This is a genomic window from Paractinoplanes lichenicola (assembly GCF_016785085.1).
Lineage (GTDB): Bacteria > Actinomycetota > Actinomycetes > Mycobacteriales > Micromonosporaceae > Actinoplanes > Actinoplanes lichenicola.
This window is the reverse complement of sequence record NZ_JAENHO010000005.1, coordinates 396,407-412,736: the sequence shown is the minus strand read 5'-3', so window position 1 is coordinate 412,736 and position 16,330 is coordinate 396,407. Positions and strand designations below refer to the sequence as shown.

16 protein-coding genes are annotated in these 16,330 nt (G+C 72.5%); 8 read left to right on the top strand and 8 right to left on the bottom strand.

The features are described from left to right. Positions 1-10 precede the first annotated feature (10 nt). Together JKJ07_RS19375 and JKJ07_RS19370 are read left to right on the top strand one after the other, a co-directional pair. Entirely contained in the window at positions 11-631 is a 621-nt protein-coding gene (locus JKJ07_RS19375) for a DUF3043 domain-containing protein (protein ID WP_202992993.1), read from the top strand. 61 nt (positions 632-692) lie between these two features. Beyond that, positions 693-1,451 carry a class I SAM-dependent methyltransferase gene (locus JKJ07_RS19370; RefSeq protein ID WP_202992992.1) on the top strand — a complete coding sequence of 253 codons (759 nt, stop codon included), beginning with the start codon at positions 693-695 and terminating at the stop codon, positions 1,449-1,451. Positions 1,452-1,599: 148 nt separating this feature from the next. On the opposite strand, the gene JKJ07_RS19365 is transcribed toward JKJ07_RS19370, so the two are convergent. After that, positions 1,600-1,908 (bottom strand): AzlD domain-containing protein, encoded by a 309-nt coding sequence (locus JKJ07_RS19365; protein WP_202992991.1) that lies wholly within the window; start codon positions 1,906-1,908, stop codon positions 1,600-1,602. Then, positions 1,905-2,567 carry an AzlC family ABC transporter permease gene (locus tag JKJ07_RS19360; RefSeq protein WP_202992990.1) on the bottom strand — a complete coding sequence of 221 codons (663 nt, stop codon included), beginning with the start codon at positions 2,565-2,567 and terminating at the stop codon, positions 1,905-1,907. Before JKJ07_RS19360 ends, JKJ07_RS19365 begins: the two co-directional genes overlap by 4 nt. Before the next feature lie 55 nt (positions 2,568-2,622). Between JKJ07_RS19360 and JKJ07_RS19355 the strand changes: the two genes are divergently transcribed. Continuing rightward, positions 2,623-3,189, top strand: a complete 567-nt coding sequence (locus tag JKJ07_RS19355; RefSeq protein ID WP_202992989.1) for a helix-turn-helix domain-containing protein — start codon at positions 2,623-2,625, stop codon at positions 3,187-3,189. Here the strand turns inward: JKJ07_RS19355 and JKJ07_RS19350 are convergent. From JKJ07_RS19350 to JKJ07_RS19335, 4 genes are all read right to left on the bottom strand, one after another. Then, positions 3,186-4,139 (bottom strand): ABC transporter ATP-binding protein, encoded by a 954-nt coding sequence (locus JKJ07_RS19350; protein ID WP_202992988.1) that lies wholly within the window; start codon positions 4,137-4,139, stop codon positions 3,186-3,188. The two genes, JKJ07_RS19355 and JKJ07_RS19350, sit on opposite strands and share 4 nt — an antisense overlap. After that, positions 4,136-4,936 (bottom strand): ABC transporter permease, encoded by an 801-nt coding sequence (locus JKJ07_RS19345; RefSeq protein WP_202992987.1) that lies wholly within the window; start codon positions 4,934-4,936, stop codon positions 4,136-4,138. Before JKJ07_RS19345 ends, JKJ07_RS19350 begins: the two co-directional genes overlap by 4 nt. Then, on the bottom strand, positions 4,929-5,789 hold the full coding sequence (locus tag JKJ07_RS19340; RefSeq protein ID WP_307834325.1) for an ABC transporter permease: 861 nt from the start codon (positions 5,787-5,789) through the stop codon (positions 4,929-4,931). Before JKJ07_RS19340 ends, JKJ07_RS19345 begins: the two co-directional genes overlap by 8 nt. Positions 5,790-7,670: 1,881 nt before the next feature. Further along, entirely contained in the window at positions 7,671-8,336 is a 666-nt protein-coding gene (locus tag JKJ07_RS19335) for a hypothetical protein (protein WP_202992986.1), read from the bottom strand. Positions 8,337-8,905: 569 nt separating this feature from the next. On the opposite strand from JKJ07_RS19335, the gene JKJ07_RS52260 reads away from it, so the two are divergent. From JKJ07_RS52260 to JKJ07_RS19325, 3 genes are read left to right on the top strand one after another with little or no spacing between them, the layout of a single operon-like run. Continuing rightward, positions 8,906-9,832, top strand: a complete 927-nt coding sequence (locus tag JKJ07_RS52260; RefSeq protein ID WP_369077004.1) for a pentapeptide repeat-containing protein — start codon at positions 8,906-8,908, stop codon at positions 9,830-9,832. Then, positions 9,796-11,451, top strand: a complete 1,656-nt coding sequence (locus tag JKJ07_RS19330; protein ID WP_369077003.1) for a WG repeat-containing protein — start codon at positions 9,796-9,798, stop codon at positions 11,449-11,451. Before JKJ07_RS52260 ends, JKJ07_RS19330 begins: the two co-directional genes overlap by 37 nt. Before the next feature lie 20 nt (positions 11,452-11,471). Then, entirely contained in the window at positions 11,472-12,470 is a 999-nt protein-coding gene (locus JKJ07_RS19325) for an aldo/keto reductase family protein (RefSeq protein ID WP_202992984.1), read from the top strand. 21 nt (positions 12,471-12,491) lie between these two features. Here JKJ07_RS19325 and JKJ07_RS19320 read toward each other — a convergent pair whose 3' ends face one another. Together JKJ07_RS19320 and JKJ07_RS19315 are read right to left on the bottom strand one after the other, a co-directional pair. After that, a complete protein-coding gene (locus JKJ07_RS19320; protein WP_202992983.1) occupies positions 12,492-13,319 on the bottom strand; it encodes a site-2 protease family protein in 828 nt (275 codons plus the stop codon). Positions 13,320-13,329: 10 nt separating this feature from the next. Continuing rightward, entirely contained in the window at positions 13,330-13,527 is a 198-nt protein-coding gene (locus JKJ07_RS19315) for a hypothetical protein (protein ID WP_202992982.1), read from the bottom strand. 81 nt (positions 13,528-13,608) lie between these two features. On the opposite strand from JKJ07_RS19315, the gene JKJ07_RS19310 reads away from it, so the two are divergent. Both JKJ07_RS19310 and JKJ07_RS19305 read left to right on the top strand, forming a co-directional pair. Beyond that, the gene (locus tag JKJ07_RS19310; RefSeq protein WP_202992981.1) at positions 13,609-15,564 is read left to right on the top strand and encodes a bifunctional adenosylcobinamide kinase/adenosylcobinamide-phosphate guanylyltransferase; all 1,956 of its coding nucleotides are present in this window, start codon (positions 13,609-13,611) and stop codon (positions 15,562-15,564) included. Then, positions 15,561-16,298, top strand: coding sequence for an adenosylcobinamide-GDP ribazoletransferase (locus JKJ07_RS19305; protein WP_202992980.1), 738 nt, complete (start codon positions 15,561-15,563; stop codon positions 16,296-16,298). Before JKJ07_RS19310 ends, JKJ07_RS19305 begins: the two co-directional genes overlap by 4 nt. The last annotated feature ends 32 nt before the right edge of the window (positions 16,299-16,330 follow it).

Here is a 16,330-nt window from a genome sequence, read left to right as displayed (position 1 = left end):
CTCTCTGAGCGTGCCCTCGCTTTTTCGCCGCAAGCAGTCCGACGTCGCCACTCCCGAGATCGAGGAGGAGGTGACGCCGGCCGAGCCGCGCCCCAAGGGCTACACCCCCAGCAAGAAGGAACTCGGCGTCGTCACGCCCAAGCGCACGGCGACCGGCCGCCGCGTGGGCGCCGAGGCCGCCCCGGCCAACCGCCGCGAGCAGCTCAAGCAGATGCGCGAGCGGCAGCGGGCCGAGCGGGCCGAGGCCTCCGCGGGCATGCGGGCCGGTGACGAGCGCTACCTGCTGGCGCGTGACCGCGGCCCCGAGCGCTCGCTGGTCCGCGACATCATCGACAGCCGCCGCACGGTCGGCACCTACTTCTTCGGCGGCGCGCTGATCGTGCTGATCGGCTCGACCGTGCAGATCCCCGCCGTCCAGCTCGCCAGCAACCTGCTGTGGCTGATGCTGGCCCTCGGCGTGATCGTCGACAGCGTGCTGATCTCGCGCAAGGTCAAGCGCCTGGTCAACGAGCGCTTCCCCGGCACCACCCAGCGGGTCGGCTCGCTGCAGATCTACGGCGTGATGCGGGGCCTGACGTTCCGCCGCATGCGGGTGCCCAAGCCGAAGGTCGAGCTCGGCCAGGCCATCTAGTCTTCTTGCGATATCGGCAAGGTTTCGTGTCGTCGGCGCAAACGGCCTCTACCTTCGAGGCATGGCACACGACCACCTGATCGAAATGCTCGACCTGGACGCCGAGGTTCTGAGCGACTATCACCGCGAGCTGATCGCCCTTGTCGGCCGCTCGTCCGTCGACGCCCCCGAGGTCATCGATCTCGGCGCGGGCAGCGGCACGGGGTCGCTGGCCCTGGCCCGCGAACTGCCCGGGGCCCGGGTCACCGCGGTCGACGTGTCCCCCGAGATGCTGGCCCACCTGCGGGCCCGCGCCGCCGCCGAAGGGCTGGGCGACCGGATCCGTACGGTCGAGGCCGACCTCGACCAGCCGTGGCCCGCCCTCGGCCCGGCCGACGTGGTCTGGGCGTCGGCGTCGATGCACCACATGGCCGACCCGTCGTTCGCGCTGACCTCGGCCCACGCCGCGCTCCGGCCCGGCGGGCTGCTGGTGATCGCCGAACTCGACTCGTTCCCGCGCTTCCTGGTGGGGACGCCGGACGAGGAGCTGGAGGCGCAGGCCCACGCCGAGGCGGACAAGGCCCGGCACGAGGCGGGGATGCACATGCACGAGAACTGGGGCGATCTGGCCTCGCGCGCCGGCTTCAGCGATGTGGCCGAGCGGCGGTTCGACATCATGCTGTCGCCGCCCTTGCCTGCTGCCGTGGTGCGGTATGCGGAGGTGTCGCTGGGGCGACTGGGTGAGCGCGTGCCGGGGCTGGACCAGGTGATCGCGGGACTGCACGGCCGGGACGACCTGAGCGTGCGCACCGAGCGAACTGTCTGGCTGGCTCGCCGTTGATCGTCATCGCTAGTTGATCTCGGCCTATATAACCCGCCGCTCCCAGGGGGGTCTCCCCCGCCACGGCCACAAGTGTGACGGAAAATCGCGATCTCTGCGGCGGCAGGGCAGCGGGGCTGTGGATAACCCGGGACTGTGGATATCGGCGCTATTCGATTCCCGCAAGTCGGAGCAGGGCTGCGGTGGCCGCGGCGGCCACGACCACGACGACAAACGGGGCCTTGCGCCAGGCCAGCAGGGCCCCGACGGCGACGCCGGCCGGGCGGGCCACGCCGGCGAAGCCGCTGCCGGCCATCAGCGTCGAGGTGGCGGCCAGGGCGGTCAGCAGCGCGGCGGCGGCCATCGGGAGCAGGCGTTGCAGGTTGTCCGAGAGCTCAATGCGCTCACGCAGCAGCACGCCACCGAGGCGCATCGTGTAGGTGCCGATGCCGAGCACGATGATCGCGGCGAGCATCATGCGGCGGCCCGCCTCGGGCGGAGCAGGGTCAGCAGGCCCAGCAGGGCGCACAGGACGGGCAGGCCGGCGGGCAGCACGGGGGTGGCCAGGACGGCCACGGCAGCGCCGGTGAGCGCGACGACGCGGGTCGGACGGTCGCGCAGCGAGGGCAGGATCAGGGCGATCAGCGCGGCCGGGAAGGCGGCGTCGAGGCCGAGCGTCTCGTAGTCGCCGACGGCGGTGCCGAGCAGGACGCCGAGGGCGGTGCCGAGGTTCCACGACGTGAACAGGGTGACGCCGATCAGCCAGTACGTCCGGCGGCGCTGCACCGGGTCGTCCTCGGCCAAGGTGAAGGCCACCACCTCGTCGGTCATCAGGTGGCTGCCGATCAGGCGTTCGCGCCAACTGGTGCCCATGCTGCTGCCGATCGCCATGCCGAACGGGAGGTGGCGGGCGTTGAGCAGCAGGCCGGCCAGCACCGCGGCGACGGGGCTGGCGGCGAGCAGGCCGACCGCGAGGAACTGCGCTCCGCCGGCGAACACGACCGTGGACATGAGGAACGGCACCCACACCGGCAGCCCGTACGCGATGGCGATGGCCCCGAAGGAGGCGCCGACCGCCACCATGGCCGCGGCGATGGCGGCCGCGTCCCGGAGCAGCGTTCGCTGTATCGTACGCATGGTTCGAAATACTGAACGACGCCGAGCGCGTTCGTCAAACCGAACAATCCGATCGATGGAGCGAACATTGCACGAACCGGCCCCGCCGCTCGCCACGATTGCCGCCGCCCTGCGCCGGGAGCGGGAACGGGCCGGCATCTCGCTGACCGAACTCGCCCGCCGGGCCGGGCTGGCCAAGTCGACGCTGTCGCAGCTCGAGGCGGGCACCGGCAACCCGAGCATCGAGACGCTGTGGTCGCTCGGGGTGGCGCTCGGCGTGCCGTTCAGCCGCCTGGTCGAGCCGCCCGAGACGCGGGTCCGGGTCATCCGGGCCGGCGAGGGGCCGCGATTGCAGGCCGACGAGGCCGACTTCGTGGCGACCCTGCTCGCGGCTGGGTCCCCGCACACCCGGCGCGACCTCTACGTGATGGAGCTGGAGCCCGGTCAGGCCCGCGACGCGCTGGCCCACATCCCGGGCAGCGTCGAGCACATCGTGCTGGCGTCCGGGCGGATCAAGGCGGGCCCGGTCGGCGAGCAGGTCGAGCTCGGGCCGGGCGACTACGTGACCTTCCCGGGCGACGTCGATCACCATTACGAGGCGCTGGAGCCGTCCTGGGCCGTCCTCGTGATGGAGCACCGCTAACGCGAGTCGGTGTAGAGGCGGGCCACGACGTCCTCGATCTCGGGCTCGACGACTGACAGATCCCGTACGGGGGCCGCGGTGACCAGGGCCGCGACCGCCGCCCCGGCCGCGATCGACTCGAGCGCGAACGTCACGCGGTGGCCGTCGGCCTCGGCCGCGAGCAGGGTGGCGCCGGGCAGCGCGAAATCCGGGGGCAGGGGCGCCTCGAGGTCGGCGACCAGCCGGCGCCTGGACCCGTACCGGGAATGAAGGTCCTCGATCGTGCCGTCGTGCACTACCCGGCCGTGATCGATCACGACCAGCCGCCGGCACAGCCGCTCGATGTCGGCCAGGTCGTGGGTCGTGAGCACGAGCGTGGTGTCACCGGCCTGACCCAGCTCGCCCAGGAACGAGCGCACCGCCTGCTTGCTCACCACGTCGAGCCCGATCGTCGGCTCGTCGAGGAACAGCACCTCGGGACCGTGCAGCAGGGCCGCCGTCAGCTCGCCGCGCATGCGCTGGCCGAGCGACAACTGGCGTACGGGGGTGTCCATGAACGCGTCGAGATCGAGCAGGTCACGGCAGCGGCGCAGGCGGGACTCGTGGTCGGCCGCGGGCACCCGATAGACGTGCCGGAGCAGCCCGAACGACTCGCGCAGGGGCAGATCCCACCACAGCTGCGAGCGCTGACCGAACACGACACCGATCCGCAGGGCCAGCCTGGTCCGCTGCGGCACCGGGCTGAGCCCGCACACCGAGACCTCGCCGCCGGACGGGGAGAGCACGCCGGTCAGCATCTTGAGCGTGGTCGACTTGCCGGCGCCGTTCGGCCCGATATAGCCCACCATCTCGCCCGCGGCTATCGCCAGGCTGACCCCGTCGACCGCCGCGAGCAGGCGTTTCTCCCGGCGGAAGCGGCCCGTCTTGACCCGTACGGTGAACTCTTTGCGCAGATCCTTCATCTCGATCATGAGCCGGTGCTCCGGTAATGCCGCACGCCAGTCCTCCAGACGAGCCCGGCGATCCCCGCGGCGACCAGCGCCACCAGCGGCGACAGATAACCCGCCCAGGCCGGCAGACCGAGCGGGTCCGCGCGCCCGAGCAGCGTCAGTGCCGGGTGATAACTCACAAAACCGAAGCCCAGCCCGTACGCGAAAATCGCGCGGAACCAGCCGCCGTAAACCGTGATCGGGTACGAGGTGAAGTCGCGCCCGCCGTACGTGAAGGCCGCCCCGACCTCGCCCGACTCGACCCACCAGAAGGCCAGGCTGGCGCTCAGCACGAAGATCGACCCGAAGAACACAGCACCGGCGAGCGGGGCCGTGACCAGCAGGATTACCTTGCCCGGCGTCCACGTGATGTCGTTGGCCGCGATCGCGACGATCAGGACGGCGAGCCCGACGACGAAGCGCATCAGCTTGCGCAGGGGCAGGTCGGCGATCACGAGCTGGGGCAGCACGGCCAGCGGGCGCACCAGCACGGCGTCCAGCGTGCCCATCCGTACGTACGTCTTGAGCTGGTCGACGTTGCCGACGGTGAGGTCGGCGAGCACGAAACCGGACGCGGTCAGCCCGGTCATCATCAGCGCCTCACCGAGCGTGAAGCCGCCGACGACCTTGGCTGTGTGGAAGAGCACGAAGACCGTGGAGACGTCGACCGCCGTGCCGCCCGCATTGGTGATCAATTCAACGGCGAAAGAGGCCCTGTACGCCGTGGCGCTGCGGAACCGGCCGGCGATGAGAGCCCCGTACGGCCTGGCCTTATCCACCCTGCACGACCAGTTTGCGCTCGGCGCGGCGCTGCACCAGGCTCGCCAGTGCGACCATGATCACTGCCCAGATCGCCTGCAGCGCGACCAGCCCCGCCTGCAACGCCGGGCCGTCCCGCTCGACCAGCACGTCAAGCGGCGTCTGCAACAGCCCCGGAATCGGCGTGGCGACCCAGAGCGTGATCGTCAGCCACTCCGGGAGCAGGCGCAACGGGAAGAAGAGGCCGGCCAGCACACCCGAGCCAAGCGTCCAGAACATGAGCGGGCCGCGGGCGTCGCCGAGCCAGTACGCGGTCGCGTTGACCAAATAACGGCAGCCGAAACTCCCGATAACGGCCAGCGACACAGAAGCTGCGAAAAGCGGCACCGTCTGCCATCTCGACGGGGCGACCAGCGGAAACACCAGCGCCCCGACGATCACCGGCGGCGCGAACCGGGTGAGCATCTGATAGCCGCTGCGGCCCAGGTCGGCAGCCAAATAGGCGGTCACCGGCGGGACCGGCCGCAACAGATCGGCGGCGATGTCACCGGTGCGGATGCGCTCCGCGAGGTCGTTCCAGCCCCAAATCCCGACCACGTTGAGTAACCCCTGGCCCACCCAGACGAAGGTCGCCAGCTGCCGCCGGTCGTAGCCGCCGGCCAGGCCCCCGGCCGCGCCCGCCGCGACGGCCAGGAGCACGTAGCAGCGAAGAAAGCCGAAGACTATGTTGGTGAACGATCCGGCCAGCGTGGCCTGCCGATAGGTCGCGTAGCGCCGGAAACCCGACCACATCAGTGCACCGAAAGTAGCGACGGAGGCGCTCAACGGACGGTACGGGGAGATCGTCGGCACGCTGGCGTCGAGCCCGTCCACGCCGTTAATCTCCTTCCCTGAAGTAGAGCCGGGCGACTCTACCCATCTTGGCCGGACGCCCGCCGCACAATTTCGACCAGAAGTGGAAGTTCGCCGTGACGGAGCGTCGCCATTCGCCGGGCCCTCTCGTGGGTGCCCGATGAGCGGCTGGGGCTCGTGGGCCGACGAACCGGCCTGGGTGTACGAGATCACTTGGGAGTGGGAGCCGCAGCCCGGGCAGCGGTATCCGGGCGATCCGGGCAAGCGCAAGGCCGTGCACACGCCGGTCTACGAGGCCTCCGACTCGGGGTCGACCTCGGCGCCGGCCTCGTGGGCCTCGCCGTCTTCCTCGTCTTCCTCGTCTTCCTCGTCCTCTGATTCGCCGTCTTCCTCGTCCTCTGGCTCGCCGTCTTCCTCGTCCTCTGGCTCGCCGTCTTCCTCGTCTTCTGGCTCGCCGTCTTCGCAGGGGTCGCCGCGCCGGGAGGAGCCGCTCTGGAACCGGCCGGCCGGGGCGATGCCCGAGCAGCGGCGTGGGGATGCTCCCGCCTACGGCGCCCCGCCCGCGACGGCGGGCGGGTCCTACCGCGATGCGGTGCAGTTCCGCGAGGCCCAGATGCGCGAGGCCGGGCCGCGCCCACCACAATTCCGCGGCGGCGGTCAGGTTCCGGTCACACCCGGCCACACTTCGCCGCCGCAAGGCTCCGCTCCCCCACAGCCGCCGGGCCCGTACGGGTCCGAGCCTTATCAGGGCCGTCGGCAGGCTCCTTCGGGCGGGCCGCGCCCGGTTTCGCCCTCGGCCGGGGTCTACGGCAGCGCCCGCCCGGCGCCCTCCGATGCCTTCCCGTCCCGTCCCGGCGTGGCCCCCGGCCAGCGCGACGGGCGGGAGGACACGCCGTTCGACCTGCGCCCGTCGCCGCCTGAGCGCGGCACGCCCGCCCAGGCCCGTCCCGCACCACAGCCGACGCGCATGACCCCGTCTCGCTCGGCGGCGCCTTCGCCCGCTTATCCCCAGTCGCCGGGACAGGCCTTCTCCGGCTCTCACGCGCCGGGCCAGCCCGCCGGGCCCGGATCCCACGGACCTGGGCAGGCCGGTGGCCGCGGGCCTCAGTCGGCAGGTCAGGGTGCTTACGGATCGCCGTCGGCGGGTCAGGCTCCGGGGCGTTCGCAGGCGGTGCCGACGCAACCCGGTGCTGACCGGCCTGTCTCCGGCCAACCGGGCAGCCGCCAGCCTGCCTATCCGCCTCGGCCCGAGGCCGTTCATCCCGCGTCGGGTCAGCCCATGCCTCCGCGCGCCGGCTACCCGCAGTCCGGGCCGGCGCAGCCGGCTCGTCCGCAGCCGCCATACGCCGGCTACCCGCCTGCTGCCGGGGCGCCGCGCGGGGGTCCCGGCGCCCAGTCGCACGGCGGCTATCAGGGACCGGGGGCGTCGCGTCCCGTCTCGGGGCAACCTTCGGGTGTTCAGCCGAGTTCCGGACAGCCTTACAGCGGTCGCCCCGGATCCGCGCAGGCCACGCCGCCGGGCTACCCGGCGCCGGGACGGCGGGACGACGCCTATGGGCCCACGCGTCCCACGTCCGGGCACCCGGCATCGGGCGGGCCGTCGCGGGGCGACTACGCGCACCCCGGATCCGGCCAGCCTGCATCGACGCAACCCGGATCCGGCCAGCCTGCGTTGGCGCAACCGGGGTTCACCCAGCCTGCATCGGCGCAGCCGGGGTTCGCCCAGCCGCCGTCGCCTCAACCGCAGTCTGCGCAGCCTTCTTCGCCGCAATCCGGGTCCGCGCAGCTTTCGTCGTCGCAACCTGCCTCGACGCAGCCCTTGTCGGCGCAGCCTTATCCGACTTCCGGGCAGCCGGGGTGGGGTGGCGAGCAGTATCAGGGTTCGGACGAGGCCCGCCGCCGTCAGCAGGCGGCCACCTCGGGACCGCAGCAGCAGTCGGACGGGGGCTGGGCTGCACCGCGGGCAGATGCGGATGACCGCGGTGTCTCACCCGTCACCGCACCGCCGTATTCGGTGCCGGACGACGCATACGACCCGTCGGCGGGTCCGGTGTCGACGCTTCCCGCCGGGCAGTCGGTTGAGGACATCGGATCGCCGAATCCGGAGCCGAGTGGTTCGGTGTGGGACCGCCCCACCGCCTCGGACCCTGTTTCCGCCGCCCCGGCCGCCCCCGCCGAGGAAGACAACGAACCCCACGGCCTGGGCTGGCTGCTCTCCCAAAGCGGCCTCGGCGCGATCACCCCGCTGCCGCCGCCCATCCCCCAGCCGATCACCGGCTCCCCCGTGGCCCAGCCGGTAGTCATCGAGCCCATCGACGAGCCGGTGTCTGGGCAGCCGTCCGTGTTCCAGCCGACGTCCGCACAGCCCGACACGTCCTCCCCGGTCTCGGCCCAACCCGCCGCGCCCCAACCGACATCGGCACAACCAGCCGCGTCCCGGCCGGTCTCGGCGCAGCCTGCCGCATCTCGGCCGGTGTCCGCGCAGCCATCCGCGTTCCAGCCGACGTCCGCGCAGCCCGACACGTCCGATCCGATCTCCGCGCAGCCTGCCGCGTCGCGGCCGGTCACCGCGCAGCCGTCCGCGTTCGAGCCGGCCCGAATCCGGCCCACGACGTCCCGGCCAGTATCGGCACAGCCCGCCGCGCCTCAACCGACATCGGCACAGCCGGCCGCGTCTCAACCGGTCTCTGGAGAGCCGTCTGCATTCCAGCCGACCTCCACGCCGCCCGCCGCCTCCCGGCCAGTGTCGGCGCAGCCGTCCGCCTCCGTGCAGCCCGCTGGAATGGAGCCGGTCTCGGGGCAGCCGTCTGCATTCCAGCCCACATCCGCGCCGCCCGCCGCATCTCGGCCGGTCTCCATGCAGCCGTCGGCCTCCCAGCCGGCCTCCGCGCAGCCCGTTGGAGTGCCGCCGGTCTCGGGGCAGCCGTCTGCGGTCCAGCAGGTCTCTGGGGGCACCCTCGCGCCGCAGCCGGCCTCTGGGCAGCCCTCGGCCGGGCCGCTCGGGCCTGGGCCGGTGTCGGGGCTGCCCGCCGGGTGGGGGAGGCAGGATTCGGCGCCGGACGACGGTGGGCGGGGGACGGCCGGACCGGAGCCGGTGTCGGGTGGGGCGTGGCCGGTTTCGGGGCAGCCTGCTGCGGATGGCTCGGGATGGCATTCGGACGGGCCCCGGGCCGGTTCGGCGCACACCACTGCCGGTGGTTCGGGTTGGGCCGACGATGCGGCCGACGTTCGGGAGGCTGGCGGCGCGGGCGTTGCCGAGGCTCGGCTGGGTAGTGGCGGGCCCGAGACCCCGGACTGGTTCGCGCCGTCGGGGGCGCAGCCCATCGTGGTCCCGCGGCAGGGCGAGAGCGGGACCGCCGGCGAAGCGTCTGTCGCGACGGAGCCGCGGCCCTCGGGGGACCTTCCCTACGCCGACTACGACGAGCCGATCTCCGTGCAGCCGATCGTCCGGCCGAACGCCGCGGAGGACAGGCCCGCCGCGGCTTCCGCTCAGCCGGTGTCGGCGCAGCCCGTCTCCGCGGAGCCGGTATCGGCCGCGCCCGCTCAGCCGCAGTCGGTGTCGGCTCAGCCTGTCACGATGCAGCCCGCATCGGCTCAGTCCACGCAGTCACCGCCGGCCACCGACGGGCCGGACTGGTCGCAGCCCGTCTCCGCGCAACCCGTGTCGGCCCAGCCGGTGTCGGCTCAGCCGGTGTCGGCTCAGCCGGTGTCGGCTCAGCCGGTGTCGGCTCAGCCGGTGTCGGCTCAGCCGGTGTCGGCTCAGCCCGTGCCGGGTCAGCCGGTCTCGGCTCAGCCCGTGTCGAGCCAGCCGGTGTCGGCTCAGCCCGTGTCGGCTCAGCCCATCTCGGCCGAACCGGACGAGGCTCCGAAGCAGGATGAGGGCGCTTTCGCCGAGGGTGACTTTGAGTCGGAGGATCCACTCCCCGGGGCGTCGGCCGAGTTGCATGACGACGGTGAGCCGATCGATGTTGAGATCGTCGAGCCGGAGATCGATGATGACGAGCCGGTGCTGCTGCGGGCTTCGGAGATGCCGGCCAACGACGACATCGTCGACGCCGAGCTGATTGAGGACACGCCGCAGGCGATCGGCGGGCGTGCGGCCACGCATGCGATCACGGCTGAGGCGTACGGGGCCGACGAAGACGGCGCGACGGCGCAGGTGGACGAAGTTGCCGGGCCCGGCGACAGCGCGGCCGAGGAGCCGGACAAGGCGGCCGCGCCGGGCGTCGAAGCAGACGCGGACGACACCGAGGCGACCGCGGAACCGGGCGACGAGAGCACGACAGGCACGGAGCAAATCGACCAGGGCGACGCGACCGGGGGCGGCTCTCCGGCGTACGAGGGAAGGCCCATCAAGCAACGCCGCGAGCAGGTGGCGGATCCGCGCAACCGGAGGACCGATCCGGAGCAGATTCTTGCCGCTTACCCGGTGACGTACGACCCCCGGACGCTGCGTGAGCAGATCGAGGACGACGAGCCGATGTGGGTGGTCATCGATCGGCTCACGGACAAGCTCGAGTACGCCGAGCGCGACTCCGACCGGGCGCGCCTGTTGAGTCTGCGGGCGGTGGCCGAGCGGCTGCTCAACGACCTGGACGCGGCCCTCGAGGACGCGCAGGCGGCGCTGCGGCACGCGGAGACGGCCGGCGACCTCGTACGGCTGGCGACCGTTCAGGCGCGCCTCGGGCACGTGTTGCTGTGGCGCGGGGAGTACGCCGAGGCCGACAAGATCTTCGAGGAGACGAACTCGGCCGAGTTGCCGGCCCGGTTGCGGGCCGAGATGCACGAGCTGGCCGGGCGGTCGGCGTTCGAGCAGGGCCGCTACCTGGAGGCCGTGAACCATCTGGAGCTCGCCCTCGACCTGCGCAAGGGGGCCGACCCGGATCTGGTCGAGCGGATCGAGCTGGCCCTCGACACGATCACCGGGCAGGCCGCGGAGAGCTGGGGTCCGTATCCGCGCACCCGCGAGCAGATCGTGGGCAAGCGAACGCAGCCGCGGCCGTTGAAGGACGAAGCGTCGGGGTTGTGGGGCTATCCGGGGTCGTTGACGCCGCGGTTCGCGCAGGCGCAGCCGTTCGCGGACGGCGTGGCCTGGGTGCGGCGGCCGGAGGCGCAGGCCTGGGAGCTGATCGACGGGACCGGCGAGGTGCTGATCGACGCGGCGGCCGGGTATCGGGCGGCGGGCCGGTTCGCGGACGGGCTGGCCTGGGTGTCGCGGGACGACGCGGGCGGCTGGTACGCGATCGACCAGCAGAATCGGGTCATCGTGCCGGGCGGGTTCGACGACGCGCGGCCGTTCCACAACGGGTTGGCCCTCGTGCGCCGGGGCGGCTGGGGTGTGGTCGACAAGCACGCACGGCTCGTCGTGCAGCCGCATTATCGGGCGTTCGCGACGATGCTGGCCACGGGCGAGCCGGTCGACGGGTTCACCGAGGAGGGGCTGGCCGTGGTCGACGCCGGGGAGCTGTACGGGGTCGTCGACCGTACGGGGCAATTGCTGGTGCAGCCGGTGCACGCCGCCCTGCTCATCCACCCCGCGGCGTTCCTGGTGGCCGACAAGTTCGGGCTGTGGGGCGCGCTCGACCGCAAGGGCGAACCGCTGGTCGAGCTCAAGTATCGGGAGCGGGCCGACGTGCTCGACGAGATCGACAAGTTGATCAAGGACACTCGGCCGGTGCTCTGAGGAGGGCATAGGGTCGGGAGATGGAACATCGTCATCTCGGCCGTTCCGGCCTGCTGATCAGCGAGCTCGCCTACGGCAACTGGATCACCCACGGCTCCCAGGTCGAGGAGGAGGCCGCGGTCGCGTGCGTCCGGGCCGCGCTCGACGTGGGCATCACGAGCTTCGACACCGCGGACGCGTACGCCGGTGGCCGCGCCGAGGAGGTGCTGGGCCGGGCGCTGAAGGGCGAGCGCCGCGCCGGCCTGGAGATCTTTACCAAGGTGTTCTGGCCGACCGGTCCCGGCCCGAACGACCGCAGCCTGTCCCGCAAGCACATCATGGAGTCGATCGACGCGTCGCTGGGCCGGCTGCAGACCTCGTACGTCGACCTCTTCCAGGCCCACCGCTACGACTACTCGACCCCGCTCGAGGAGACCATGCAGGCGTTCGCCGACGTGGTCCGGCAGGGCAAGGCGCTCTACATCGGCGTCTCGGAGTGGACGGCTACGGAGATCCGGGCGGGCTGGGAGATGGCCCAGGATCTGAAGATTCCGTTCGTCTCGAATCAGCCGCAGTACTCCGCGCTGCACCGGGTCATCGAGGCCGAGGTGGTGCCGATGTCGATTGAGCTGGGCGTCGGTCAGGTGGTGTTCTCGCCGATGGCGCAGGGCGTGCTGAGCGGCAAGTACAAGGTGGGCGAGCAGCCGCCGGCCGGGTCGCGGGCCACCGACGAGAAGTCGGGCGCCAACTTCATCTCGCGGCTCATGCGCGACGAGGTGCTCACGGCGGTCGAGCAGCTGCGGCCGCTGGCCGACCAGGCCGGGCTGTCGATGGCGCAACTGGCCCTGGCCTGGGTGCTGCAGAACGACAACGTCTCGGCCGCGATCATCGGCGCGTCGCGTCCCGAGCAGGTGCGCGACAACGCGGTGGCCTCGGGCAAGAAGCTCGACGCCGACCTGATGAAGGCGATCGACGCCGCTCTCGAGCCGGTCGTCGAGCGTGACCCCGCGAAGACGGTAAGCCCCGCCCGACGTCCGTGAGACGGATCGGTTCTGGTCGGGCTAGTTACCCGACCAGAACCGCATCAGCTCCAGGCCGACCTGGATCAGGACCTGGTCCACACCCAATTTGTCGGTGATCCAGAAGACCAGGTCGTAGAAGTAGTCGCCGACGCGTGTCTGCCACAGCAGCAGGAAGAGCAGGATGAACCCGTACGGCGCGAAGAGGTTCCACGCCCGCTGGTAGGCCGGGCTCATCCACGGCGCGATGATGCCGCCGCCGTCGAGGCCCGGGATCGGCAGCAGGTTGAGGATCGTCGCCGTGACCTGCAGGAACGCCAGGGCCGCGAGGGCCGCCCAGAACTCGGCGTGGGCGTCCGGGTCGAGCGCGAAGCCCCCGGCGACCTCGATGATCGGCAGGTCGACGACGCCGATCAGGAACGGGAACGCGGCGATCAGCGCGAGCACCACGTTGGTCAGCGGGCCGGCCGCGCTGATCAGCGAATCCTTGAGACGGCTGTTGATGTGACGGTGGTCGACCCAGACGGCGCCGCCGGGCAGGCCGATGCCGCCCAGGATCACCACGACCACGGGCAGCACGATCGACAGCAGCGGGCTCGTGTATTTCAGCGGGTTGAGCCGCAGGTAGCCGCGGTCGGCCACGCTGCGGTCGCCGGAGAAGAAGCCGAGCAGCGCGTGCGCGTACTCGTGCAGGCACAGCGAGACCAGCCAGCCCGACACGATGAACAGGAAGACGTCGACCCGGACGTTGCCGAAGCCCGTCCACGTCATCCAGCCGCTGACCGCGAAGACGGCGACGATGCCCACGAAGACCGGGCTGGGCACGAAGGCGTTGCGAGGCGTCCTGGTGGAGACCGGCTCGTATGTCACGGCGCTGCGCTCACTCGGCCGGGCGCAGGCTCATCTTGTAGTCGACCCGGTCGTCCTCGAGCAGCACGACACCGGCGACTCCCTGCTCGGACAGCTGCCGCCATTCCTGGCCGATCCACGACTCGGCGTCGGCCTGGCTGCTGAACGTCTCCTGCGGCCCGCCGACCGGCTGGCCCTCGACGTTCTCGTACCGCCAACTCCACGGCATTCGCCGCCCCCTCACGTCCTCGGTCGGTGCGCCTCCACCCTACGGCGTCCGCGTGTGCGCACCGGCCTTAAGGTACGGGGCATGTCCGATGATCGGTGGCACACGGTCCTGGTGCTCGGCGGGATCCGTTCCGGCAAGTCCGAGTTCGCCGAATCGCTGGTGGCGGACGCCCCCGCGGTGCGCTACGTGGCGACGGCGGCCGGCGGCGAGGACGACCCGGAGTGGCTGGGCCGCATCGAGGCCCATCAGCGGCGGCGGCCGCAATCCTGGTCGACCGAGGAGACCGGCGCCGACCCGGCCCGGCTGACCGAGCTGCTGACCGAGGCCAAGCCCGACGACACGCTGCTCGTGGACGATCTGGGCGGCTGGGTGGCGGCGGTGCTCGACCCGGCCCGCCAGCCCAACGACGACGAGGCCGACGTGGCGGCGCTGGCCGCGGCGGTGCGGGCCTGCACGGCCCGGGTGGTGCTGGTGAGCCCCGAGGTCGGCCTGTCGCTGGTGGCGGCGACGCCGGTCGGGCGGGCCTTCACCGACGCCCTGGGCACGACGAACCAGGCCCTGGCCGACGCCTGCGACCGGGTCGCCCTGGTCGTGGCGGGCCGCGTTCTCTGGCTCAAGGAACCGGGCGACTCCGCTTCGCCGCTTCCCGCCTCAGCCTCCGCTCCGCCGCTCGCCGCCACCGCTCCGCCGCTCTCCGCCACCGCCGCCGCTCCGACGCTTCCCGCCTCAGCCTCCGCTTCGCCGCTCTCCGCCTCGCCTCCCAACTCCGACATTTCGGATTTGTCCGAGAAGTCCGGCGAAGTTGGGGCGCGAGAGAACGCGGAAGACGCGGGCGCCCCGAGCGGGTCCGTCCTGGCTGAGCCCGTCGCTGAGGCGCACGTCGTCAGCCCGGTCGTCGCAGAAGACCCTTCCCCCCGTACGGCGGCAGGGGTGCTCAACGAGCCCACCATGGTGCTCCCGCTCGTGGCGTCCAGGACGGTCATCGAGGCCGGCATGGAGTTGCCGCTGCCCGACAGCGACGCCGGCCCCGACGCGCGCGACCGCCTGGCCACGGTCGACTTCCCCGGGGCGGGGCTGGGGCGGCTGGTCGAGGCCGTCGAGTTCGCCGCCGCGACCCAGTCCACCGTCACCCCGCAGCCCTGGTCGGCCCCGCGGGTGCTGCTGCTCTCGGGCCGGCATGCCGGCGGCGCCGCGGCCGGTGACGACGTCGAGGACGTGGAGCGCCGGGTGGCCCAGGTCGAGGCGGGCGAGGGCGTGCTGAGCCGCCTGGCCGGCTCGGCCGGGGCCGACATCGCCGTGCTGCGCACCGAGGAGTCGGCCGCCATCGAGGACGGTCCGGCCGCCACCGACGAGGAGGTCGAGCGCGCCCTGCTGCAGGGCTGGCACCTGGCCGACGCGGCCGCCGAGGCGGGCAAGGACCTGCTCGTGCTCGCGTCGATCGGGGCCGGCACCGACGCGGTGGCCACGGCCGTCTCCGTCGCCACCACCGGCTCCGAGGCGGTCGCCGTGCTGCCCCGGGTGCTGCTGCCGGGCGGCGTGTTCGACGACGAGTCGTGGATGCTGCGCTGCGCCGCCGTCCGGGACGCGCTGCACCGCATCCGCCGGGAGCCCCGCGGCGCCAAGGACATCCTGCGCGAGCTGGGCGGGCACGACCTCGCCGTCGCCACCGGCGCGCTGCTGGGCGCGGCCGCCCGCCGGCTTCCGGTCGTGCTCGACGGGCCGGTCGGCATCGCGGCCGGCCTGATCGCCCGCGACCTGGCCAGTCAGACCCGGCACTGGTCGCTGCTGGTCGACACGGGCGACCTCGAACTGGTGCGCCAGGGTGGGGACGTGCTCGGGCTCAACCCCGTACTGGAGCTGGGTCTGGGTCTCGGGGAAGGGGCCAACGCGCTGGCCGCCCTGCCGCTGCTGAGGACGGCCGTGGGGCTGGCGTCGGCGGTCGGGGCGCATCCGGCGCTGGCCGCCGACCCCGAAAACGACTCCGAGGCCGACTTCGTGGAGCCGGAGCCGGACGGCCCGGGGCCGGCCAGCACGTGACCCTCGCGGACGGCGTCCGCCTCTCGATCACCACGCTGACGGTCCTGCCGGTTCGTGCCGGGCGGATCGACCGGGCGGCGGCCGCGGTGGCGATGAGCGTGGCGCCGGCCGTGGGTGCGCTGCTCGGGGCGCTGCTGGCCGGGCTGCTCTGGCTGCTGCGCGAGGCGCACGCCCCGGCGCTGGTCGCGGCGGCGGTCACGGTGGCCGTGGCGGCCCTGCTGACCCGCGGCATGCACCTGGACGGGCTGGCCGACACGATCGACGCGCTGGGCTCCTACCGCCGGGGCGAGGCCGCCCTCGAGATCATGAGGAAGCCGGACATCGGGCCGTTCGGGGTGGCCGCGATCGCCTGCACGCTGCTGATCCAGACCGCAGCCCTGACCACGCTCCCGCTCATCGCGGTGATCGTCGCGTTCGCGGCCGGCCGGGTGGCCATTCCGCTCGCCTGCCGTCGCGGTGTGCCGGCGGCTCGGCCCGAGGGGCTGGGCGCGCTGGTGGCCGGCACGGTGCCGCTGCCGGTCGCGATCGCGGGAGCGGCGCTGGTCATGGCGGCCGCCGCGGCGATTCCGGACAGGACGTGGCAGGGGCCGCTCGCCGTCGCCGTGGCGCTGCTGGCGGTGGTCGCGCTGGTGCGCCACGCCGTACGCCGTTTCGGCGGCATCACCGGCGACGTGCTGGGCGCGGCCGTGGAGGTCACCACGACGCTGGCCATGATCCTTCTGACCCTCTACTAGGCCCTCCCCGCCCACCCAGGGGGCTGGCCAAA

Coding starts and splice junctions, on each gene's coding strand:
- JKJ07_RS19310 (WP_202992981.1), top strand. CDS start 13,609: ATGTCCGATGATCGGTGGCACACGGTCCTGGTGCTCGGCGGGATCCGT.
- JKJ07_RS19315 (WP_202992982.1), bottom strand. CDS start 13,527: ATGCCGTGGAGTTGGCGGTACGAGAACGTCGAGGGCCAGCCGGTCGGC.
- JKJ07_RS19355 (WP_202992989.1), top strand. CDS start 2,623: ATGGAGCGAACATTGCACGAACCGGCCCCGCCGCTCGCCACGATTGCC.
- JKJ07_RS19325 (WP_202992984.1), top strand. CDS start 11,472: ATGGAACATCGTCATCTCGGCCGTTCCGGCCTGCTGATCAGCGAGCTC.
- JKJ07_RS19350 (WP_202992988.1), bottom strand. CDS start 4,139: ATGATCGAGATGAAGGATCTGCGCAAAGAGTTCACCGTACGGGTCAAG.
- JKJ07_RS19360 (WP_202992990.1), bottom strand. CDS start 2,567: ATGCGTACGATACAGCGAACGCTGCTCCGGGACGCGGCCGCCATCGCC.
- JKJ07_RS52260 (WP_369077004.1), top strand. CDS start 8,906: ATGGCTCGGGATGGCATTCGGACGGGCCCCGGGCCGGTTCGGCGCACA.
- JKJ07_RS19365 (WP_202992991.1), bottom strand. CDS start 1,908: ATGATGCTCGCCGCGATCATCGTGCTCGGCATCGGCACCTACACGATG.
- JKJ07_RS19370 (WP_202992992.1), top strand. CDS start 693: ATGGCACACGACCACCTGATCGAAATGCTCGACCTGGACGCCGAGGTT.
- JKJ07_RS19330 (WP_369077003.1), top strand. CDS start 9,796: ATGCCGGCCAACGACGACATCGTCGACGCCGAGCTGATTGAGGACACG.